Genomic DNA, 20,247 nt, shown 5'->3' with positions numbered 1-20,247 from the left:
CGGAGGGAACCTCAAGTATTTGATATTAATCATAAATTCATCTTTCCTTGAAGGACTTCCGGGCCGCTCCGAGCAGCGGTTCGATGAGGTATTCCAACGCAGTGCGAGAACCAGTCGGAACTAATACATCCACAGGCATACCAGGGGCCAACTTGATCCCTTCAATGGCATCCAGCTCTTTGCGGTCCGGCTCTACCTGGATGGAGAAGAAACCTTCGCCAGTACGCGGGTCGGTAAGGCGGTCTGCTGAACGGGTAAGGATGGTTCCGTGTATGATTGGGATTCCGCGCGACTTATAAGCGAGAAGGTGCAATTCGGTGCGCATGCCTTCATGCACATCCTTGGCATCCTCGGGCCGCAACCGGGCTTCGATCAGCATTTCCGATCCTTCCGGCACGATTTCCAGAATCTTCTCGCCCTTATTGATCACGCCGCCCACGGTGAAGGCGGTAAGACCCACCACATAGCCGGTTTCCGGCGCCCGGATTTCGGTCCGCTCGAGGGCATCCTTGGCAGCCGTCAGGCGCTCGCCGGCATCGGCGATGCGGGCTTGCACGCTGTTCAGTTCCGCCGAGACCTGCGAAAGCCTGTCGCGGCGCAGCTGCTCCATCTGGGCCTCGGCCTGTGCCACGGCATAACGCACGCGACCCACCGAGCCGCGATATTCGGCAACCTGGCCGCCGATCGCAGCCATCGCACGTTCCAGCGCCAATACGCGGGTTTTCGGCGCATAGCCGCGTTCATACAATTCGCGCGTACCGCTCAGTTCTTCATTGACCAGCTGCATCTGACGCTCGAGCGCCTGCGATTGCGCCGCCAGACCGCGCGATTGTTCATTGAGCTGCAGTATCTGCTGGCGCAGCACCGAAATCTGCGCTTCCTGTGCCACGCGACGGGCATTGAACAATTGCGTTTCGCCGCGGATCGCTTCGGCAACGATGCTGTTATCGGCATTGGCAAGCAGTTCGGGCGGGAATTGCACCGCAGGTAAACCATCGCGCTCGGCACGCAAGCGCGCCTCCTGGATGCGCAGCGTATCGTATTGCGAAGCGAAAATGCCGACCGCCGATTGCGCCTGCACGCTATCCAGCCGCACCAGCAATTGCCCGCGCTTCACCAAATCGCCTTCACGTACATTCAATTCGCGCACCACGCCGCCATCCACATGCTGGATGGTCTTGCGATTGCCCTCCACCTTCACGATGCCCTGCGCGATGGCAGCGCTGTCCAGCGGCGCGGTGTAGAGCCAGAAGCCGGTAAGGCCGACAAACAGCAGCAGGATGAACACGCCGAAGCGGATCGACGCGGTGGCGCCGTCATTCTCTGCCGGATCGGCAAGATCGGGCACGCCGCCGCGCCGCGCCGGCTTGCCCGGCGTGGTCGCCATCTGCAGGGGCCGGGGCCGCAATTCAACGGTCTGGGGCAGCTTGTCGCGGTTTTTTGCCACGGCGCTCATCCCTTCGCTGCGGCATCGATAGGCTCGGCATCGGCGGCCTTCGCCGCTGCCTGAGGAGCCTGGCCTGAAACCGGAGCAGCCTGTTGCGCCGCAATCTGCGCTGCCTGTTGGCCCGAAAGCTGTTGATTGGGCGCCTGCTGTGCCTGGCCGCCCTGCACCACGCGCAATTGCGGCGCGTTTGGCGCGAAAGCCGCCATGATCTGCGAGGTGGGGCCCATACGCTCGATCAGGCCGTTGCGGATCACCATGATCTTATCCACCGTCACCAACATGCTGGGACGATGGGCGATGATCACCACGGTCACGCGTTCGCGCTTCAGATGCAGCAGCACCTGGCGCAATGCTTCCTCACCCTGGCCATCCAGATTGGAATTGGGTTCATCCAACACTACCAGCTTGGGATCGCCGAAAATCGCCCGCGCCAGACCGATGCGCTGGCGTTGGCCGCCAGACAACACCGCCCCGCCCTCGCCGATCTCGGTATCATAGCCCTTGGGCAGACGCAGGATCATGTCGTGGATACCCACCAGCTTGGCGGCCCGCACCACGGCTGAGGGTTCGCATTCCTGGAAGCGGGCGATGTTGTCGCGCACACTGCCGGAGAACAGTTCGATATCCTGCGGCAGATAGCCGACATGGCGGCCGAAATCCTCGCGGTCCCAGCCGAACACATCGGCGCCATCCAGCCGCACCACGCCGCTATAGGGCCGCCACACGCCAACCAGCAACCGCGCCAGCGTGGATTTGCCCGAAGCCGTTGGGCCGATCACGCCGAGGCTTTCGCCAGCCGGCAGCTGGAAACTGATGCCACGCAGGATCGCCACTTCGGTATTGGGTGCGGCAAACGTGATGCCTTCGGCCGAGAGGTTGCCTTCCGGATCCGGCAATTGCATCTGCTGTTGGCGCAGCGGCTGGGCCAGCGCTTCATCCACGCGCTTGGCGGCGCTGAACGCTTCCACAAGCTGGCCCCACACGCCCACCACCTGATCGACCGGCTGCACGCCGCGGCCGCCCAGCAGCATGGCGGCATACATGGCACCGGGGCTGATTTCCTGCCGCACGCTCAACCAGGCGCCAACGGCAAGGATGGCCACCTGCAAACCGGTACGCAGAAAACGGATGGCGGCCATGAAGCCGGCACTGCGGCGGCTGGCAACCGCCTGGCGATTGAGGAAAGCCAACCGTTCGGTGCGCCAGAGGCGCAACAGGCCTGGCAACAGGCCCATGGCCTGCACGGCCTCGGCATTGCGCAGGCTGCCTTCGGTGAGGCGGTAGCTTTTCTGGGCATGGCCCATCGCCTCGGCGGTGGGCTTGGTGACGAAGAACTGGTTGCCGATCGCCAGCAGCAGCAGCAGCCCGGCGCCGCTCAGGGCAACGATGCCCAGCAACGGGTGCAACAGGAAGCAGATGCCCATGTAAACCGGCGTCCACAGCAGATCGAGAAAAGCAATCGTGCCGCTGCCGGTCACTACCTGGCGCAGCTTGTCGAGATCGCGCAGGGTCTGGCCGGGTGCGGCAGACCGCAACTGGCTGCTGCGCTCCACCTCCACCGCCATCAGCTTGGCCGACAGCATCGCATCGATGCGGATGCCCCAACCGATCAGGATGCGGGAACGCACGTCGTCGATCAGCGCCAACACCAACAGCGCCACCACACAAGCCATCGTGAGCATGATCAACGTGCTGATGCTGCCATTCGACAGCACGCGGTCGAAGACCTGCATCATGTATAGCGGCTGCACCAGGTTCAGCAGGTTGATCACCAGGCTGAACGCGCCCGCTGCGACGACATAACTCGCGCAGAGCAGGAAGGCAGTGCGTAGGGCGGAAGGCGGACGAGGCTTCATCGGCGCAACGTGGTTTCTCCATCATATCGCAACCGCCTTTCAGGCGGCGGGGGCGCGAATGCCTGCTTTTTCTCAGCAAGCACTATACGACCCCTGACATAACACCACGGTGAATCTTAAAGGCAAGTTAAGCCTTTTCAGTAATTTACTGGGCAAATTCTGCCCAGTAAGCGGGCCGCCAACTACTGCGCGGCGCGGGCTTGCGATCAGAATTGCATCGACACGCTGAGGGCACCGAAACGATCGGCCTGTTCCTGCGTCTCGAATTCACGGCTGCGCACCACATGGGTATAGGCGAAGCGCACATTGCTGATATAGAGCGCGGCGCCAAACTGCAAATCGCCCACGAAAGTCTTCTTGTCCACGCTGCGACTATCGGCAAACGTGTTGCCATCCAGGAACATGTTGCGCCCCACCGCCCGGCCATCCACGCCGGCGAACAGGTAGAAACCCCAAGGCCCGGTGGGCTGAAAATAGCCCGATCCCGGCAGGCTGGGCTGCACCCTTGGCGGACCGTAATCCACCGGTATGTTGTGGCCCACGCGCAGCATTACACCAGAATTAGCGTAAGTAAGGGCGTTGCCCAAATTCACGCCGGCATGCGGCACGGCATCGAAATCCAGGCCCAGGATGGCCTGCTTGGAGCGATGGCGCCAACTGCGCTGATAGGTGAATTGCAAGGTCGGCTCGGTCTTGAGCTGGCTGTCCCAGCCCTTGGGTTCGCGCGAGTTGATGATCTCGTGCACGGTTTTCTGCGACTGCTCGGCCAGCGAGGCCGGGCCGACAATGCCCAAGCCGATCTGCACCTGATCGAGATGCCGCTCGGTATCGGCGATCACCCCCAGGGTGCCATAAAGCCAACCGGCATAGGGCCGGTCCTCGGGCGGCGGATTCACCAGGGTGATGTCGCGCGGGGTATACATGCTCTGGCCCAGCGCCAGTTCCACCCGGATATCGGGCGACTTTTCCAGCAGCGGCAACATGCGCGCGGCCTCAGCCGCCCAGCCCGGCGTACCGCCAGGCTGCCCCTCAGGCGCGGTGAGCCACGACATGTGAACACCATTGGTGTAATGCCGGTCGGTATTGGTGAACAGGTCGTTTTCCAACAGGAAGCTGAGGGTACCGCGCTTGGGCGGCGGCGGAATGGCCGGTGCCGGCGCTGCTTCCGATGCCGCCGGTGCTTCCGGTGCCGCCGGTGCCTCGGAGCGCGCGGATGTATTGGCCGCCTCGGCAGCCGGTTTCTGCTCGGTTTTATCGGCCTGCTGGCCCCAAGCCGGCAACGATGCCATCGGCAAGGCCAGCAAGGCCGCCCCAAACAGGATGGAATAGCGCTGTATCGAAAACTGCGTCATGGCCGCTTTATACCCAAGCAATCATGGCAAAGATACGGCAGGATTCGTTCAAATCTGGTAACGAAAAAGCCGCCCTGGCGAACCAGGGCGGCTTGGAAACTTTACGGCTATGGCTGGGATCAGTGCAGCTTGGCGCGGATCTCGGCGATGGCGCGTTCGGTCTGGGTCTTGGCGGCGGCGCCCTGCAGATTCTGCTTCAGCAGATCGGCGGCGGCGGCCACGGCCAGATCGATGGCGGTATCGCGCACTTCGCGCATGGCGGCCTGTTCGGCCTGGGCGATCTTCGCCTCGGCCTGCTGGCGGCGACGCTCCAGCGAAGCCTTCAGGTCGGCAGCGGCGGCCTGGGCCAGCACCTTGGCCTCGGCTTCGGCGGCGGCCACGATCTCGGCGGCTTCCTGCAGGGCATTACGCTGCTTGCGCTGATATTCGGCGAACAGGTGCTGCGCCTCGCGGTGCAGCTTCTCGGCTTCGTCGAGTTCGCGCTTGATCTTTTCGGCGCGCTCATCCAGCGACTTGGTGAGCTGCCCCGGCACCTTCAGGTAAAACAGGATGCCGAAAAAGATCACGAATGCGACGAGTACCCAGAAATTGGTATCCTGCAGCATCGTATCCTACTCCGGTGAATGGCACCGCCGCCGGATGGAATCCGACGGCGGATTGCCGGTTACATGCGAACCGCCCGTTACTTGCGGGCCGACAGAGCCTTGGCCACAGCGCCCTGCACCGTATCGGCCGCCGGCGAAAGGCCGGACAGACGCGACACGATTTCCGACGCTGCCTCGCCCGCCATGCCGGCCAGGGAAGCCAGTGCGGCATCCTTTGCGGCAATGATGCGGGCTTCCGCTGCCTTGGTGGAGGCAACGATATCGGCATCCACCTTGCTGCGCTCGGCCGAAGCATCGGCTGCGATACGCGAGCGGGTGTCGCCGGCAATGCTCTGTGCCTGCGCGCGCGCCTTGGCCAGCGCCGCCTCGTATTCGGCGATGGCGGCCTCGGTTTCGCGCTTCAGCCGTGCGGCCTCTTCCAGGTCATGGTCGAGACGCTTGCGGCGTTCTTCCATGACTTCGGCAACCCGCGGCAGGGCCACCTTCGCCATCAGCACATAGAGCAGGACGAAGGTGATCGCCAGCCAGACGAGCTGCGGCAGGAATGTGCCGACCTCGAGCTGGGGCATGGGATCAGGCGAACAGGATCAGCAGCGCGATCAGCAGCGCGAAGATGCCGAGAGCTTCGGTCACCGCGAAGCCGAGCATCAGGTTGCCGAACAGCTTGGGAGCGGCACCCGGGTTGCGCAGCGCGCCATTGAGGAAGTTCGCGAAGATCAGGCCGACGCCGATCGCCGCGCCGCCCATGCCGATGGCAGCGATACCGGCGCCGATCATCTTTGCGGAAGCGAGATCCATGATACTGGTCCTTTCAGGTTGGGTGATTGACTAGAACTCTAAGAAAACCTTGGTGCAGAGCAGCCCTTTAGTGGTGCTCCATGTTCACAGCATCGCTCAGATACAGGCAGGTCAGGATGGTGAAGACATAGGCCTGCAGGAAGGCGATGAGGAATTCCAGCGCGGTGAGGGCAACCACCATCACCAGCGGCAGGATGCCGGTGACCGACAACACGCCGCCCATGCCCACCATGGAAACGATGAAGCCGGCGAACACCTTCAGCGTGGTATGGCCGGCCAGCATGTTGGCGCAGAGACGCAGACCGAGGCTGATCGGGCGCGAGAGATACGAGATGATCTCGATCGGCACGATGATCGGGGCCAGCGCCACCGGCACGCCGGCGGGCAGGAAGTGGGTGAAGAAATGGATGCCGTTGCGGGCAATGGCGATAACGGTGACGCCCAGGAACACGATCAGCGCCATCACGAAGGTGACGATGATATGGCTGGTGACGGTGAAGCTGTAAGGCACCATGCCGAGCATGTTGCACATCAACACGAACATGAAGAGCGTGAAGATGAAGGGGAAATACTGTCGGCCATTCTGGCCCACATTGTCGCGCACCATGTTGGCGACGAATTCGTAGGATAGCTCGGCCAGGGATTGCAGCCGGCCCGGCACCAATGCGCGACCGCGCATGCCGTAAACCATCAGCAGGGTGGCGGCGGCCACCGCCAACACCATGAACAGCGAGGCGTTGGTGAAGGATACCGGCGTAAGCGTACCGCCCTCGCCGCACAGCGCGATGCACTTGATCTTGAATTGGTCGAGCGGGCTGGCTGCCACAGTCACGTCCCCTTCTTGTCATCCGCATCCGGTGCGGACTGCTCATCTTCCATTGCCTGCCGGTTCATCGCCATGCCGGTGCGGATCGCTATCCACATCGCGGCGGCAACACCCAGCAGGGCGAACCCCACGACACCGAAAGGCGCGGTTTCCAGCCAGCGGTCGAGCCACCAGCCGATGAATACCGACACCCCAACGGCCGCCACCATCTCGATGGCCAGCGACCAGGCTTTGCCGAGCGAACGGCGGTTGGTGGCCGGTCCGGCCGCTTCCATCCGTTGCTTCTGGCGCCGTCCCTCCACCTCGGAGAGGCGGCGGTTGAGCTGTGCCAGATCGGCATGACCCTTTTCGGTGTCTCGCGGCGGCGGTTCGGTCTCGGCCATGGCTGCTCCAGGCATGGGTTGCAGGGCAAGCCTCGGCACGAATCCCGACGCCAAGCGCCGCGAAAGCGCGCGCACCATAGGAATCACCCCCTGCCCCGTCAAGCCTATGGGGCGAGCCGTGGCCGGGGCCGGACAAGGCAAGGATACGGCCATAATTGATAATTGTTCTTAACTGCCAAAATAACCCACTTATAAATATATGGTTTTCATGCCGGAATGGCAGAATCCAGCCCAATCAAAGTTATCGGTTTACACAGCATGATGGGGGTCTCGGTGGCGCCTGGACTGCGGCAATCCGCCGCATGCCTGCGACAGCAGGCAGGTCAATCGAGCGCAGGCAAACCGCGCGGCAAGTCGGCGCAGGCATAGGCCTCGATCTCCCGGCGGGGATGGATCGGCTTGTCGGCCTCGGTGACGCGGTCGTAATGATACAGCGTCATCCCGAACACCCCCAGCACCTGGCCGGCATCGTCTGCCAACGGCAGGATCAACCGCTCGCTATCCTTGCCCAGTTGGAGATGCGGCTGGATCGGCCGGCGGCTGATATGGATGGCGGGCGTGTCCATCACATGCCGATAGCGCTGCCGCAGCACGCCGGCATCCTCGGTCGACATGATATCGCGCAGAAAACGATTGCGGATCGAGCGCCCCCAGGCGTCGTTCACCGCCTCGCCAGACAGACTGCAGAAGAAATCGTCTTGCTGAGGCAGCCAACGGTAGATCCACAGATAGGGCAGACATGGCTTGAGTTGGCCCGGATCTATGGCGCTACGCAGAGTGACCAGTGCATCCCCACGGCGCTCGGCCCAATGATGCATGAACAGCCGCAAACGGGCGTCTTCCATACGTGGCCAGTCTGCGATGCGAAGCAACTGGGGGATGACGGTATGGGGCTCGATCTGCTGGCTCATGCTCACATGCGGGCAATGCGGTCCGGCATCGAGTCTATGACCAGGCCGAGCATGTGAAAAGCCCGCAGGGCTAGAAATATGACGGATTAATACTAATGCTCCTCGGGTGGCCCGAAAGGCTACCCCTCAACCGGCCCTAATGACTACCGCACAACCGGCAATGCGGATCGCGGCGCAACCGGACAGCGCGAAAATCCCCGCGCAGCGCATCGTAAAGCAGCAACCGCCCGGAAAGGCTGTCACCCAGATCGAGGATTTCCTTGATCACCTCGATGGCCTGCATGCTGCCCATGATGCCGGCCAGGGCGCCCAGCACGCCGGCTTCCGAACAGGCTGGGATGCTGCCGGCCGGCGGCGGCTCGGGGAAGACGCAGCGATAACAGGGATGCGGCGCGCCGAGATGCGCCTTGAAAGTGGAGATCTGGCCATCGAAGCGCAGGATTGCCGCCGTCACCAGGGTCTTGCCCAAACGATAGCAGGTATCGTTGACCAGAAAGCGGGTGGAGAAATTGTCGCTGCCATCGGCCACGATATCGTAGGCGCCTATCAAAGCCTCGGCATTCGCCTCATCCAACCGCTGGCTATGCTCCACCACCCGCACATGCGGGTTGAGGCCGGCAATCGCCACCGCGGCGCTTTCGGTCTTCAGCCGGCCAACACTGTCGGTGTCGTGCAGCACCTGGCGCTGCAGGTTGCTTACATCCACGCGGTCGTTATCCACGATGCCGATGGTGCCGATACCAGCTGCCGCCAGATACAAAGCCAACGGCGACCCTAAGCCGCCGGCACCGATCAGCAGCACGCGGGCCTGCTTCAGCTTCTGCTGCCCGGCGCCGCCCACTTCGGGCAAAACGATATGCCGCGCATAGCGCTGCAATTCATCCGGCGTGAAACTGCTCATGACCGATCGCGGTTCAAAGCCCGTCGAACAACGCCGTGGAGAGATAGCGCTCGGCGAAGGAGGGAATGATCACCACCACGGTCTTGCCCGCCATATCGGGCCTTGAGGCCACTTCCAGCGCGGCCGCCATGGCAGCACCCGACGAAATGCCGCCGGGAATGCCTTCCAGCTTGGCCATGCGCCGCGCGGTCTCGAAGGCGGTTTCGTTGCCGATGGTGATCACTTCGTCGATCAACTTGGTATCGAGATTGCCCGGAATGAAGCCCGCACCGATACCCTGAATCTTGTGCGGCCCCGGCCGGCCGCCGGAAATCACCGGGCTGTCTTCGGGCTCGACGGCGATCATGCGCAGGCCGGGCCTGCGGGCCTTAAGCACCGATCCCACGCCAGTCAGCGTGCCGCCCGTGCCTACGCCGGCAACCACCGCATCCACCGCGCCATCGGTATCCACCCAGATTTCCTCGGCCGTGGTGCTGCGATGAATGGCCGGATTGGCCGGATTGTCGAATTGCTGCGGCATCACCGAGCCGGGAATCTGCCCAAGCAATTCCTCGGCGCGTGCCACGGCACCGCGCATACCCAGGGCGGGCGGTGTCAACTCGATCTCGGCGCCGAGATATTTCAGCATCTTGCGGCGCTCCACCGACATGCTTTCCGGCATCACCAGGATCAGCCGATAGCCTTTGGCGGCCGCCACGAAAGCCAGCGCGATACCGGTATTGCCCGAGGTGGGCTCCACGATGGTGGCGCCGGCCTTCAGCTTGCCCTGCTGTTCCAGCGCCTCGATCAGCGCGATGCCGATGCGATCCTTCACCGAGGCCAGCGGATTGAAGAATTCCAGCTTGGCCAGCAGCGTGGCCTTGATACCGGCATCCGCGCCCAGACGATTGATGCGCACCAGCGGCGTGCCGCCGATGGTATCCACGATGGACTCGTAGATGCGCCCGCGCGGAGGATTCACATGCGGCACGCTGGCCGGCTTTTGCACTGCAGACATGATTTCCTCCTCGAAGGCTTTGTATCGACTCAAATCGTAAAGTTGTCGGCGCCTTCCAGCGGCGCGTCGATGCCCGAAACCTGCGCACGATTGCACAAGTCTTCCAGCGTAATGCCGTCGATGCGTTCCAGCACCAATGCCTGGCATTCATCCCAGATCGGCTGCACGGTGCGGCGGCCGAGTTCGGAACCCGCGCCCGTTGCCTCATCGGCATCGGCATCCAGTTCGGAAACGATACGCACCACCTCGCCCACCGTGATACGGCGGCGTTCACGCGCCAGCGTGTAACCGCCACGCGGGCCGCGCACGCCCTTCAGCACGCCATTGCGCACCAGATGCTGCATCACCTGTTCGAGATAGCGCTGCGGCACGCCCTGCCGTGCGGCAATATCCTTAGACTGCACCGGCTCCGGCCGAGCATTGAAGGCGATATCCACCACCGCTTCGAGCGCGTGCATGGTGCGCCGGGTACATTTCAACATCAAACTCCCCCCATCTTGACACCCGTGGAACCGAACCCCCCGGCTCCACGCTGCGTATCCGTCAATTCCTCAACCGCCTGCCACCGCACCTGGCTGTAGCTGGCCACCACCATCTGCGCGATGCGTTCGCCGCGATTGATGGTGAACGGCTGGTCGCCGTGATTGATCAGCACCACGCCGATTTCGCCGCGATAATCGGCGTCGATGGTGCCCGGCGCATTCAGCACCGTGATCCCGTGTTTCAGCGCCAGGCCGGAGCGCGGACGCACCTGCGCTTCAAACCCAGCCGGCAAGGCAATCGCCAGGCCGGTGGGCACCAGTTTGCGCTGGCCGGGCTGCAGCACGATCGGCTCGGCAATCGCTGCCTGCAAATCCAGGCCAGCCGATTCCGCCGTGGCATAGGCCGGCAGGGTGAGGCCTTCGGCATGAGGCAGACGCTTTACCGGAAGATCAATCATGCTCATCAGTCGACAACCCCTTACTTGAAAAAATCCGCGATCCGCGCGGTCAGTTTTTCCGCCACGGCAAGCTTGCTCATGCGCGGCCAATCCTCCACGCCCTCGCGGGAGACCAGATGCACGGTATTCTCATCGCCGCCGAACACGCCGCTCTGCGGCGAAGCATCGTTGGCCAGAATCCAGTCGCAGCCCTTCTTATCCAACTTGGCGCGGGCGTAATCCACCACATGGTCAGTCTCGGCGGCAAATCCCACCACCAGGGCCGGCCGGCGCTTGGCATCGGTGGTGGCGATGGCCCGCAGGATATCAGGGTTCTCGGCCATCTGCAGATTGGGTGCCAGCTCGCCGGTTTTTTTCAGCTTCTTGTCGGATTCAACGGCCACACGCCAATCGGCCACGGCGGCGGCAAACACCGCGGCATCAGCCGGCAGATTGAGAAAACAGGCGGAAAACATGTCGCGCGCGGTTTCCACGCGGATCACCCGCACACCCGGCGGATCGGGCAGGGAGACCGGGCCGCTGACCAGGATCACTTCGGCCCCCGCCTTGGCCAAGGCGGCGGCAATGGCATGGCCCTGCTTGCCCGAGGACCGGTTGGCGATATAGCGCACCGGATCGATCGGTTCATGGGTCGGGCCCGAGGTGACGATCACCTTCCGGCCCGCCAAGGGCTGCGCGGCGATCGGTTTCAGCACCACCGGGGGCCCGGCTTGTATACTGCCGCCGGCGAAATGCGCCTCGATAGCCGCAAGGATTTCCATCGGTTCGCTCATGCGGCCGGGCCCGTATTCGTTGCAGGCCATCGCGCCATCCACCGGGCCTGCGAATTGCACGCCATCGGCACGCAGCTGCGCCACATTGCGCCGAGTGGCCGGATGGGTCCACATCCGCACATTCATCGCCGGCGCCACCAGCACCGGCTTGTCGGTGGCCAACAGCACGGTGGCGGCCAGATCATCGGCCATCCCGGCGGCCATGCGGGCCAGCAGATCGGCACTGGCCGGTGCCACCACCAGCAGATCGGCATCCCGGGACAACTGGATATGCCCCATCTCGGCTTCATCGGTGAGCGAGAAGATCTCGCCATACACCTTGTCGCCAGACAATGCCGAGACCGAGAGCGGGGTAACGAAATTCGCCGCCGAACGGCTCAGCACGCAGCGCACGCTGGCGCCACGGTCGCGCAGGCGGCGGATCAGCTCCAACGCCTTGTAGGCGGCGATGCCACCTGAGATCACCAGCAGGATGCGCTTGCCCTTGAGCAAAGTTTTTCCACTCCCAATGGTTTTTATTGATAAATCACTAGAAAGCTGTGTGTATAAATTTAATGGAGCATCCCAGGCTTAACAAGCCTCGACGCCCCCTCTGACCGCAAATAACAGAAAAAGATTGGAAAGCCGGCCTTAAACGTGCTGGCCGCCGTTAATATGGATTTCGGCGCCATTCACATAAGACGAGGCATTGGTGCAGAGGAAATAGATGGTGCTGGCCACCTCTTCCGGCGTGCCCATGCGGCGCATGGGGATTTCCCGATCCACCAGGTCGCTGGTGCCGGGCGAGAGGATGGCGGTATCGATTTCCCCCGGCGCGATGGCATTCACGCGGATGCCATGGGCGCCGAATTCCCAGGCCATCTCGCGGGTGAGCGCGGCAAGAGCGGCCTTGGATGTGGCATAGGCCACGCCGGCAAACGGATGCACGCGGCTGCCGGCGATCGAGGTGACATTCACGATCGAACCATGGGCCGCCTTCAATTCCTCGAAAAAGCCCTTGGCCAGCAGCATCACCGAAAACAGGTTGACGTTATACACATGCTGCAACGTGGCCAGATCGGTGCTCAGCACGCCCAGCCGGCTGCCGCGCGGCCCCTTGGGCGAAATGCCGGCATTGTTCACCAGGGCATCCAACCGGCCATCGGGCAGACGCTCGCGCAATTCCTCCATCGCCTTTGGCAGATTGTCGATATCGGCGAGATCGAGCTGCACATGACTTTCCGCGCCGCCCTCCCAAGGACATTCCTCGGAAAACGGCTGCCGCGAAACCGTCAGCACCTTCCAGCCGGCAGCGCTGAAACGTTTCACGGTGGCATGCCCGATCCCGCGGCTGGCGCCGGTGAGCAGAAGAGTGCGTTGGCGTTCGTTCATGGGCTTAAGCTAGCGCAGGGCTGCCCCGAAAACCACTGGCCAACCGGCAACCATGGTTTCTTTTTGCCAGATTGCGGCTTATAGCAAGCCATCGAATTGCCGCAATAAGGCCGCAAAGCCATAAGATGCAAGACGGGCATTTATAGAAATAAATTAAAAAATGGAGCCCATAATGAACGACTCCTATACGATTGGCATTGAGGAAGAATTCTTCCTGGCTGAGCGCGATGGCAAGACCGCCGTGCAGCGCATGCCCAAAGCCCTGATCCGACGCTGCCGCGGCCTGCTGGGTGAATCCGTCACCACCGAATTGCTGCAATCGCAGATCGAGGTGGCCACGCCGATCTGCCGCAGCCTGGCCGAGGCGCGCGCGGCGCTGGGTGGATTCCGCAAGGGGCTGACCGAAGTGGCAGCCGAATTCGACTTGGAAATCTTCGCCGCCGGCACGCATCCCACCGGCGAGTGGACCGAGCAGCGCCATACCGACAAGCCGCGCTATCACAAGATAGCCAACGACCTGAAATTCCTCGCCCGCCGCAACATGCTGTGCGGCATGCATGTGCATGTTGAAGTGGCCGATCCGCATGAGCGGATCGACATCATGAACCGCACGCTGCCTTTTCTACCGCTGCTGCTCGGGCTCAGCACCTCGTCGCCATTCTGGCGCAAATACCCCACCGGACTGATGGGCTATCGCCTCGCCGCCTACGATGAATTGCCGCGCACCGGGATTCCGGAATTCTTCAACGGCCTGGAGGATTACAACAATTACGTGGACACCCTGGTGCAATCGGGCGTGATCGAAGATGCCAGCCATATCTGGTGGGCAATCCGGCCATCGCCGCGCTTTCCCACCCTGGAGCTGCGCGTGGCGGATTCCTGCACCCATCTGGAGGATGCGCTCTGCATCGCGGCGATTTTCCGCTGCCTGGTGCGCGCGCTGCACCGACAGCCGGCATTGAACGCCCAATGGCAGAATCATACCCGGCTGCTGATCGAGGAAAACCGCTGGCGTGCCCAGCGCTACGGCACAGCGGAAGGCCTGATCGATTTCGACGCGCGCAAGGTGGTGCCGTTCTCCGCGTTGCTGGATCATCTGCTGGGCCTGATCGCCGAGGATGCCGCCGCGCTGGATTGCATCGCCGAAGTGGAGCATGCCCGCACCATCCTGCAGCGCGGCACATCGGCGGCGCAGCAGATGGCACTCTACCGCGAACGGCGGGCCAGCGGTGCCAGCCGCAGCGAGGCGCTGCGCGGCGTGGTGGGCTGGCTGGTGGCAAGCACGGCAACGGTGTAAAAACACCGGCATGACTGATTCCGCCGAAGACGGCATGCGGCTGGACAAATGGCTGGTGCATGCGCGGTTCTGCAAAACCCGCGATATCGCTGCAACACTGATCCGGCGCAGCCGCATCAGGATTAACGGACGCGTTGTGGAGAAAAACCACAATCTGGTGCGGGTGGATGATGTGCTGACCCTGCCGCTACGGGCCGGCGTAAAGGTGCTGCGCGTTCTGGGCCTGCCCGTCCGGCGCGGCCCGCCCGCCGAAGCGCAGGCCTGCTATGCGGAAATAGCGCCCCCGACAGCCGATAGCGGCGATTGACCCGGCCAAGCCTGCCGTGTTAGGCGAAAGCCCTTGCCTCGCCCCCCAGGCGCATTTGCCAGGATCCTTTGCCATGACCTACGTCGTCACCGAGAATTGCATCAAGTGCAAGTATATGGATTGCGTGGAAGTCTGCCCGGTGGACTGCTTCTATGTGGGCGAGAACATGCTGGTGATCCATCCCGACGAATGCATCGATTGCGGGGTATGCGAGCCGGAATGCCCGGCCGAAGCGATCCTGCCCGACAGCGCGCCCGATACCGCCAGCTGGGTGGAACTCAATCGGGAATATGCCCAGGCTTGGCCCAACATCACCCGAAAGGGTACTCCGCCGGCCGATGCCGACGAGTGGAAAGGCAAGCCCGGCAAGAAGGAATTGCTCAGCCCGAATCCCGGCGAGTAGGCCTGAAACCGCCTATTTCTCTATAAAATGATGCAGACAACAACTTTTGTTTGCATCATTCGCCCTCAAACGGCCTGAAGGGTTCTGTCCTTTGCCACCCCGCCGTGGTATAATATGTGACGGAACAATAATGCTTCCTGCCGCGTAATCGGCCAAAGGGCAGTAGCCCTATGTGGAATTCCGCCGTGGAAATCCGGATTTTGAGCCGCGTACGCAATGCATGGATTGGCCCAAGGTGGATCGGAATGGCCTGCGGCATAGCCCCAGACCTGAAACCGGCCATCAGCCAAGCCAGGGGGAACGTCGCAGGGGCATCGAGCGAGGTGAAGCTTTGACCAAGGCTAAGATAAAGAAGCCGGCCAAGCCGGCAGCAGCGGCAGGCAAGTCTGTCCCTGTTAAGGCGCCTGCGGTGAAAACAGCTGCAGGGAAAAAGCCCGAGGCGAAAAAGCCGGAAGCCAGCAAGAAGCCCGAAATCAAAAAGCCCGTGGCGAAAAAGCCTGAAACCAAGAAGCCCGTGGCCAAGAAACCCGAACCGGCAGCCAAGAAGCCGGTTGCGAAAAAGCCTGAACCGGCAAAGAAGCCCGAGCCGGCCAAGAAACCAGGCGCGGCCCAGGCAGCATCCATGCAGGCTGCTCCTGCCGCGTCGGCTGTAAAGCCCGCGCCTGCGGCCAAGGCCAAGCCGGAACCGGCCAAGAAACCGGAAACGCCCAAGAAGCCCGCTTCCGCCGCCAAGAAACCGGCGGAAGCAGCAAAGAAACCCGAAGCGGCCAAGCTGCCGCCGAAGCCCCAGGCCGTGAAGGCCCAGGCGGTTTCGGCGCCGCCCAGCCGGCCGCTGCCGCAGCCTGTGAAGCCGCCGGATCCGAAACCGGCCGCGCCCAGCAAGGCTGTGCCAATCAAACCCTCTGCGGTGAAGGTCAAAGTGGAATTCAGTGCTGGTGATTACGTAGTTTATCCCACCCATGGCGTTGGCAAGGTGCTGCGCATCGAACGGCAATCCATTGCCGGTTTCGAGCTGGACCTCATGGTGGTGGAATTCGAGCGCGACAAGATGACCGTGCGTGTGCCCACCACCAAGGTGCAATCGGTGGGCATCCGCAAGCTCTCGTCGCCGCAGAAGATGCGCACGGCGCTGGATACGCTGAAAGGCCGTGCCCGCGTGAAACGCGCCATGTGGAGCCGCCGCGCCCAGGAATACGAAGCCAAGATCAATTCCGGCGATCCGGTGGCGATTGCCGAAGTGGTGCGCGATCTGCACCGCAATGCCGGCCAGCCGGACCAGAGCTATTCCGAGCGCCAGATCTACGAAAGCGCGTTGGACCGCCTGGTGCGCGAGTTGGCTGCCGTGGAGCGGATCGACGAGGACAGCGCGGCCAAGAAGCTGGACAAGCATCTCAAGGCAGCCTAGCCGCAGCGTTTGCGGCATCGCATCGCTTTTTTAAGCATTTCCCGCTAGTTTCGGGGCCCTGTCAGCATAGGGCCCCGATTCGTCTTGATCGCATTCCGCGCCCCGCAATCCTCCGCTCCCGCCTCGCCTGCCACGACTGGCGAGGCTTTTGCCGTGCTGAGCGGCAGCCGCCGGGTTTGGGCGGTGGCGGCTTTGCGCGCCGATATCGGCAAGCTGAAACTGGCCCATGAGGAACTTTCCGCCCGCGTGCAGCATGGCGACCGCCTGGTCTATCTCGGCAACCAGTTCGGCTATGGTGCCGATACGCTGGCGGTGCTGGACGAACTGATCGCTTTCCGCCGCGATTTCCTCTGCCTGCCGGGTGCGATGCCGGAAGACATCGTCTATCTGCGCGGCGCACAGGAGGAGATGTGGCGCAAGCTTTTGCAGATCCAGTTCGCCACCGGGCCGGCCGGCGTGTTCGACTGGATGATGCGCCATGGCCTGCAGCCGGTGTTGGAAGCCTATGGCGTGGATTCCGCCCGCGTGCCCGGCATCCTGCGCGAAGGTGCGCTCAGCATCAGCCGCTGGACCAACGCCCTGCGCGCTGCCATCCGGTCGCATCCCGGCCATGAGGATTATTTCGCCGCGCTGCGCCGCGCGGCCTATACCCGCGATGGAGAATTGCTGTTCGTGCATGCCGGGGTGGATCCCGGCCTGCCGCTGCCCGAACAGGCCGATCATCTCTGGTGGGGCTCGCCGCATTTCCGCGACATGACAGCCCCTTATGGCGGCTTCCGGCGCGTGGTGGCTGGCGCCAATCCCCAAGGCGAGGGCCCGCATCTGGGCGCCTTCACTGCCTGCCTGGATGGCGGCTGCGGCTTCGGCGGCCCGCTCAATGTGGGCTGCTTCGCGCTTGATGGCACGGTGATCGAAAGCTTCGCAATCTGATCAGAGCCAGCTGGTAAACTCTCCCAGCGATTTCTTGCGGCCGCCATATACCGGAACTTGCGCGTCTTTGGCCGGATAGCCGGCCACCAGCAGAATATAGGGTTTCTCATGCTCCGGCCGCTGGCATAGGCGGTTGAGGAAATTCATCGGGCTTGGTGTATGGGTCAGGGTCGCCAGGCCGGCATGATGCAGCGCCGCGATCAGGAAGCCAGTGCTGATGCCGACGGATTCCGGCACATAGTAATGCTTGCGGTGGCTGCCATCGGCGGCGATGCCATACCGCTGGGCGAAAATGGCGATCAGCACCGGTGCGGTTTCCAGGAACGGCTTGTCGGCATCGGTGCCAAGCGGTGCCAGCGCCTCCAGCCACTCCGCCGAAGCGCGGCCATTGTAGAATTCGCGCTCCTCGGCCTCGGCGCCTTCACGCACGCGGCGCTTCAAAGCCGGATCGGTGATGACGCAGAAATGCCAGGGCTGCTGGTTGGCCCCCGATGGCGCGCTGCCGGCGGCCAGCAGCGCAGCCTCGATGATTGCTCGCGGCACCGGATCGGCCGCAAAATCCCGCACCGTGCGCCGGCGCCGCAGATCGGCGGTGAAATCCTGCACCCGCGCGATGGCTTCGGCATCGCCATAGCGGCGATAATCGCGCAGACCTTCCATTGCCGGCAGGTTTGCCATGCTGTTTCCCCCCTCCGATAATGCCGTGCCTATCCTGCCTTGCGCGCAACCGGTTGCCAATGCGCCAGCGCCAGGCCCGGCAATATGCAGGCGATGCCGGCCAGCAGACCCAATGTCACGGCTTCACCCAGCAGCAACACACCCAGTATGGCCGCCGTGATCGGGGCCAGGCCGAGAAAGATCGTAACCTGGGTGGGCGAACCGCGCCGCAATGCCCAGAGCCAGGCGAAATAGCCTATCGCGCTGGACAAACCGATGAAGCAGACCGCCCCCCAACCCACCGCATCGAAACGCAGCGGATGCTGGAAATAACCTTCCGCAAAGGCCAGCACCGCCAGCACCAGCACGGAGGCAAACATCGACAGACCGCCCACATGCAGCGGCTCGTAGCGCCGCAGATAGCCGCGCAGCGCAACGCTGCTGGCAGCCCCGAAACAGGCGGCCAGGAATGCCGCGATCTCGCCCAGCCAGCCCGCCGCAAGATTGCCGGAAAAGCCCTCGCCGGAAGCGTTATCGCCCCAGGCCTTGTCGCCCAGCGCCAAGGCCACGCCGCCGATGGTGAGCAACACGCCGGCAGCCTTGCGCCAGGTGAGTTGCTCCTGCCCCAAAGCGGCAGCCACCAGCATGGCCACCAGCGGGAAGGCGGAAAAAATCAGCGCCGCGCGCGCCGCCGGAATCAGCGTGACGGCATAATTGAGCACCACCACCACCATGGCGAATTGCACCACGCCAAGGCCGGAAATAGCCAGAAAATCCCGCAGCCCCATACGCGGCCAGGGCCGCGATATCAGCAGGAATGGCAGCAGGCAAAGCACGGCGATGCTGTAGCGCAGGAAAGCCAGACTGGCGGGATCGGCCTGATCCACCACCAGCCGCGTGGCCACCAGGGCGGCCCCCACCTGAATGCCGGTGCCCGATGCCACCAGCGAGGCAATCAGGCTGCCTCGGCCGATATCTTCCGTCACACTGGGCATTCTGTCACGCTGGGCCTTCCATCACGCTGGGCATTCCATCACAGCGTTTTCTCCCAGTATTCGCCGATCAGATCCTTGCCGAAACTGTGATGCGGTTCGCTGCTGACCAGCTTGAAGCCACGCTTCTCGTAGATGCGGCGGGCATCCAGCAGGATCGAATTGGTCCACAGCACCATCTTGCGATAACCCTTGGCGCGAGCGAAATCCTCGCAGGTTTGCACCAGCTTGCCGCCCAGGCCCAAGCCACGCGCGGAAGCATCCACCACCAGCATGCGCAGCTTGGCCACGGTCTTGGATTGCTCCACCACGAAAACGCTGCCGATCCGCTCGGGCCCATGTTCGGTCTGCCGCTCGGCGATCCAGCAGGCTTCGCGCGCGGGATTGAAATCGCGCAGGAATTTCGCGGCGATCTCGGCCACCATGGCCTCGAAGCTGATATCCCAGCCGAATTCCTCGGCATAGACCGAGCCATGGCGCGAAATCACCCAGCCGATATCGCCGGGCTTGTGCGGCCGCAGGATATAGGCTGCGGCCTGAGGGCTGCTGCCCGCACTGGCCGGAGCGGTTTCCGACATACCGCCCAGCAGGCTTTCTATCTGCCCCATGGCCTTGATCAATTGCCGCCGTCCCGGCTCGCCCAGCGGCTTGATCAAGCCGGAGATTTCCGCCCGCGAACGTTTGTCCAGCGGCGCATAGGCGGCGCGGCCCTTGGGCGTGATGGCCAGCAGGCTGCGGCGGGCATCCTTCGGCGCCGGGCGGCGGCGCAGCAGGCCGGCCCGTTCGAACCGGCGTAGGATGCGGCTGACATAGCCCGGATCGAGATCGAGTTCGCGGCAAAGCTGACTGGCGGCCAGATCGTCGCCCCGGTCAGACCGATGCGCCAGTTCGAACAGCAAACGCGCCTCGGTGAGGGAAAACCGGCTTTGCAGCAGGCCCTGGCGCAGCACGCCGATACGCTGTGTGTAGAAGCGGTTGAACCGCCGCATGGCGGCGATATCGGCTTCCAATGTGCGCTCTGTCATGTCCCGGCCCTCCATGGACCGCCAGGATCATCCAGCAGATTGTTGCCTTAGTCAACTATCTAGCGTGTAGC

Annotated in this window: 24 protein-coding genes; 5 read left to right on the top strand and 19 right to left on the bottom strand. The window is 63.0% G+C overall.

All coding sequences use genetic code 11. From position 1 onward, the window contains the following. Nucleotides 1-37: 37 nt before the first annotated feature. The 15 genes from KF827_RS11865 to KF827_RS11795 all read right to left on the bottom strand — a co-directional run bounded on the left by KF827_RS11865 (nt 38) and on the right by KF827_RS11795 (nt 13,160). Nucleotides 38-1,456 carry an HlyD family type I secretion periplasmic adaptor subunit gene (locus KF827_RS11865; protein WP_291005432.1) on the bottom strand — a complete coding sequence of 473 codons (1,419 nt, stop codon included), beginning with the start codon at nt 1,454-1,456 and terminating at the stop codon, nt 38-40. Then, entirely contained in the window at nt 1,453-3,303 is a 1,851-nt protein-coding gene (locus KF827_RS11860) for a type I secretion system permease/ATPase (RefSeq protein WP_291005429.1), read from the bottom strand. Before KF827_RS11860 ends, KF827_RS11865 begins: the two co-directional genes overlap by 4 nt. Before the next feature lie 206 nt (nt 3,304-3,509). After that, nucleotides 3,510-4,655, bottom strand: a complete 1,146-nt coding sequence (locus tag KF827_RS11855) for a lipid A deacylase LpxR family protein (protein ID WP_291005426.1) — start codon at nt 4,653-4,655, stop codon at nt 3,510-3,512. Between the two features lie 119 nt (nt 4,656-4,774). Continuing rightward, nucleotides 4,775-5,260 (bottom strand): F0F1 ATP synthase subunit B, encoded by a 486-nt coding sequence (locus tag KF827_RS11850; RefSeq protein WP_291005423.1) that lies wholly within the window; start codon nt 5,258-5,260, stop codon nt 4,775-4,777. A 77-nt stretch (nt 5,261-5,337) separates the two neighbouring features. After that, nucleotides 5,338-5,829: a F0F1 ATP synthase subunit B' gene (locus KF827_RS11845; RefSeq protein ID WP_291005420.1), complete on the bottom strand. Its 492-nt coding sequence runs from the start codon at nt 5,827-5,829 to the stop codon at nt 5,338-5,340. 4 nt (nt 5,830-5,833) lie between these two features. After that, nucleotides 5,834-6,058 carry a F0F1 ATP synthase subunit C gene (locus KF827_RS11840; RefSeq protein WP_291005416.1) on the bottom strand — a complete coding sequence of 75 codons (225 nt, stop codon included), beginning with the start codon at nt 6,056-6,058 and terminating at the stop codon, nt 5,834-5,836. 67 nt (nt 6,059-6,125) lie between these two features. Continuing rightward, nucleotides 6,126-6,884, bottom strand: a complete 759-nt coding sequence (locus KF827_RS11835) for a F0F1 ATP synthase subunit A (RefSeq protein ID WP_367273141.1) — start codon at nt 6,882-6,884, stop codon at nt 6,126-6,128. A 2-nt stretch (nt 6,885-6,886) separates the two neighbouring features. Continuing rightward, nucleotides 6,887-7,267 carry an AtpZ/AtpI family protein gene (locus KF827_RS11830; protein ID WP_291005411.1) on the bottom strand — a complete coding sequence of 127 codons (381 nt, stop codon included), beginning with the start codon at nt 7,265-7,267 and terminating at the stop codon, nt 6,887-6,889. Between the two features lie 323 nt (nt 7,268-7,590). After that, entirely contained in the window at nt 7,591-8,178 is a 588-nt protein-coding gene (locus tag KF827_RS11825; RefSeq protein WP_291005410.1) for a PAS domain-containing protein, read from the bottom strand. A 136-nt stretch (nt 8,179-8,314) separates the two neighbouring features. Next, a complete protein-coding gene (locus tag KF827_RS11820; protein WP_291005407.1) occupies nt 8,315-9,079 on the bottom strand; it encodes a molybdopterin-synthase adenylyltransferase MoeB in 765 nt (254 codons plus the stop codon). A gap of 13 nt (nt 9,080-9,092) precedes the next feature. Beyond that, a complete protein-coding gene (gene cysK / locus KF827_RS11815) occupies nt 9,093-10,076 on the bottom strand; it encodes a cysteine synthase A (protein WP_291005404.1) in 984 nt (327 codons plus the stop codon). Between the two features lie 29 nt (nt 10,077-10,105). After that, nucleotides 10,106-10,558, bottom strand: coding sequence for an Rrf2 family transcriptional regulator (locus KF827_RS11810; RefSeq protein WP_291005402.1), 453 nt, complete (start codon nt 10,556-10,558; stop codon nt 10,106-10,108). Then, complete coding sequence (gene dut / locus KF827_RS11805) at nt 10,558-11,022, bottom strand: dUTP diphosphatase (RefSeq protein WP_291005400.1); 465 nt, start codon at nt 11,020-11,022, stop codon at nt 10,558-10,560. Before dut ends, KF827_RS11810 begins: the two co-directional genes overlap by 1 nt. Before the next feature lie 14 nt (nt 11,023-11,036). Then, on the bottom strand, nt 11,037-12,281 hold the full coding sequence (gene coaBC / locus KF827_RS11800) for a bifunctional phosphopantothenoylcysteine decarboxylase/phosphopantothenate--cysteine ligase CoaBC (RefSeq protein ID WP_291005397.1): 1,245 nt from the start codon (nt 12,279-12,281) through the stop codon (nt 11,037-11,039). A 138-nt stretch (nt 12,282-12,419) separates the two neighbouring features. Beyond that, nucleotides 12,420-13,160 (bottom strand): SDR family oxidoreductase, encoded by a 741-nt coding sequence (locus KF827_RS11795; RefSeq protein WP_291005394.1) that lies wholly within the window; start codon nt 13,158-13,160, stop codon nt 12,420-12,422. 172 nt (nt 13,161-13,332) lie between these two features. Here KF827_RS11795 and KF827_RS11790 point away from each other — a divergent pair, with 172 nt between their 5' ends. The 3 genes from KF827_RS11790 to fdxA all read left to right on the top strand — a co-directional run bounded on the left by KF827_RS11790 (nt 13,333) and on the right by fdxA (nt 15,167). Beyond that, nucleotides 13,333-14,457 (top strand): carboxylate-amine ligase, encoded by a 1,125-nt coding sequence (locus KF827_RS11790; protein WP_291005391.1) that lies wholly within the window; start codon nt 13,333-13,335, stop codon nt 14,455-14,457. 10 nt (nt 14,458-14,467) lie between these two features. Beyond that, nucleotides 14,468-14,764 (top strand): RNA-binding S4 domain-containing protein, encoded by a 297-nt coding sequence (locus tag KF827_RS11785; protein ID WP_291005388.1) that lies wholly within the window; start codon nt 14,468-14,470, stop codon nt 14,762-14,764. A gap of 73 nt (nt 14,765-14,837) precedes the next feature. Continuing rightward, nucleotides 14,838-15,167, top strand: coding sequence for a ferredoxin FdxA (fdxA, locus tag KF827_RS11780; RefSeq protein ID WP_291005386.1), 330 nt, complete (start codon nt 14,838-14,840; stop codon nt 15,165-15,167). Between the two features lie 282 nt (nt 15,168-15,449). On the opposite strand, the gene KF827_RS11775 is transcribed toward fdxA, so the two are convergent. After that, complete coding sequence (locus KF827_RS11775) at nt 15,450-15,791, bottom strand: hypothetical protein (RefSeq protein WP_291005384.1); 342 nt, start codon at nt 15,789-15,791, stop codon at nt 15,450-15,452. On the opposite strand from KF827_RS11775, the gene KF827_RS11770 reads away from it, so the two are divergent. Beyond that, on the top strand, nt 15,790-16,572 hold the full coding sequence (locus KF827_RS11770) for a CarD family transcriptional regulator (protein WP_291005382.1): 783 nt from the start codon (nt 15,790-15,792) through the stop codon (nt 16,570-16,572). The two genes, KF827_RS11775 and KF827_RS11770, sit on opposite strands and share 2 nt — an antisense overlap. 84 nt (nt 16,573-16,656) lie before the next feature. Beyond that, complete coding sequence (locus KF827_RS11765; protein ID WP_291005380.1) at nt 16,657-17,502, top strand: hypothetical protein; 846 nt, start codon at nt 16,657-16,659, stop codon at nt 17,500-17,502. Here KF827_RS11765 and KF827_RS11760 read toward each other — a convergent pair whose 3' ends face one another. From KF827_RS11760 to KF827_RS11750, 3 genes are read right to left on the bottom strand one after another with little or no spacing between them, the layout of a single operon-like run. Continuing rightward, complete coding sequence (locus KF827_RS11760) at nt 17,503-18,180, bottom strand: nitroreductase family protein (RefSeq protein WP_291005378.1); 678 nt, start codon at nt 18,178-18,180, stop codon at nt 17,503-17,505. 29 nt (nt 18,181-18,209) lie between these two features. Next, complete coding sequence (locus KF827_RS11755; RefSeq protein ID WP_291005376.1) at nt 18,210-19,145, bottom strand: DMT family transporter; 936 nt, start codon at nt 19,143-19,145, stop codon at nt 18,210-18,212. Nucleotides 19,146-19,192: 47 nt separating this feature from the next. After that, on the bottom strand, nt 19,193-20,176 hold the full coding sequence (locus KF827_RS11750) for a helix-turn-helix domain-containing GNAT family N-acetyltransferase (protein WP_291005374.1): 984 nt from the start codon (nt 20,174-20,176) through the stop codon (nt 19,193-19,195). Between the last annotated feature and the right edge of the window lie 71 nt (nt 20,177-20,247).

The organism is Ferrovibrio sp., from assembly GCF_019636075.1.
Lineage (GTDB): Bacteria > Pseudomonadota > Alphaproteobacteria > Ferrovibrionales > Ferrovibrionaceae > Ferrovibrio.
Note: the sequence above shows the minus strand (reverse complement) of the source record. Positions and strands in the feature narration are given on the sequence as shown.

Bases quoted from the DNA above. Each gene is read 5' to 3' on its own strand.
- KF827_RS11865 (WP_291005432.1), bottom strand. From the start codon at position 1,456: ATGAGCGCCGTGGCAAAAAACCGCGACAAGCTGCCCCAGACCGTTGAA.
- KF827_RS11860 (WP_291005429.1), bottom strand. From the start codon at position 3,303: ATGAAGCCTCGTCCGCCTTCCGCCCTACGCACTGCCTTCCTGCTCTGC.
- KF827_RS11855 (WP_291005426.1), bottom strand. From the start codon at position 4,655: ATGACGCAGTTTTCGATACAGCGCTATTCCATCCTGTTTGGGGCGGCC.
- KF827_RS11850 (WP_291005423.1), bottom strand. From the start codon at position 5,260: ATGCTGCAGGATACCAATTTCTGGGTACTCGTCGCATTCGTGATCTTT.
- KF827_RS11845 (WP_291005420.1), bottom strand. From the start codon at position 5,829: ATGCCCCAGCTCGAGGTCGGCACATTCCTGCCGCAGCTCGTCTGGCTG.
- KF827_RS11840 (WP_291005416.1), bottom strand. From the start codon at position 6,058: ATGGATCTCGCTTCCGCAAAGATGATCGGCGCCGGTATCGCTGCCATC.
- KF827_RS11830 (WP_291005411.1), bottom strand. From the start codon at position 7,267: ATGGCCGAGACCGAACCGCCGCCGCGAGACACCGAAAAGGGTCATGCC.
- KF827_RS11825 (WP_291005410.1), bottom strand. From the start codon at position 8,178: ATGAGCCAGCAGATCGAGCCCCATACCGTCATCCCCCAGTTGCTTCGC.
- KF827_RS11820 (WP_291005407.1), bottom strand. From the start codon at position 9,079: ATGAGCAGTTTCACGCCGGATGAATTGCAGCGCTATGCGCGGCATATC.
- cysK (WP_291005404.1), bottom strand. From the start codon at position 10,076: ATGTCTGCAGTGCAAAAGCCGGCCAGCGTGCCGCATGTGAATCCTCCG.
- KF827_RS11810 (WP_291005402.1), bottom strand. From the start codon at position 10,558: ATGTTGAAATGTACCCGGCGCACCATGCACGCGCTCGAAGCGGTGGTG.
- dut (WP_291005400.1), bottom strand. From the start codon at position 11,022: ATGAGCATGATTGATCTTCCGGTAAAGCGTCTGCCTCATGCCGAAGGC.
- KF827_RS11795 (WP_291005394.1), bottom strand. From the start codon at position 13,160: ATGAACGAACGCCAACGCACTCTTCTGCTCACCGGCGCCAGCCGCGGG.
- KF827_RS11790 (WP_291005391.1), top strand. From the start codon at position 13,333: ATGAACGACTCCTATACGATTGGCATTGAGGAAGAATTCTTCCTGGCT.
- KF827_RS11785 (WP_291005388.1), top strand. From the start codon at position 14,468: ATGACTGATTCCGCCGAAGACGGCATGCGGCTGGACAAATGGCTGGTG.
- fdxA (WP_291005386.1), top strand. From the start codon at position 14,838: ATGACCTACGTCGTCACCGAGAATTGCATCAAGTGCAAGTATATGGAT.
- KF827_RS11770 (WP_291005382.1), top strand. From the start codon at position 15,790: ATGCAGGCTGCTCCTGCCGCGTCGGCTGTAAAGCCCGCGCCTGCGGCC.
- KF827_RS11775 (WP_291005384.1), bottom strand. From the start codon at position 15,791: ATGGATGCTGCCTGGGCCGCGCCTGGTTTCTTGGCCGGCTCGGGCTTC.
- KF827_RS11760 (WP_291005378.1), bottom strand. From the start codon at position 18,180: ATGGCAAACCTGCCGGCAATGGAAGGTCTGCGCGATTATCGCCGCTAT.
- KF827_RS11750 (WP_291005374.1), bottom strand. From the start codon at position 20,176: ATGACAGAGCGCACATTGGAAGCCGATATCGCCGCCATGCGGCGGTTC.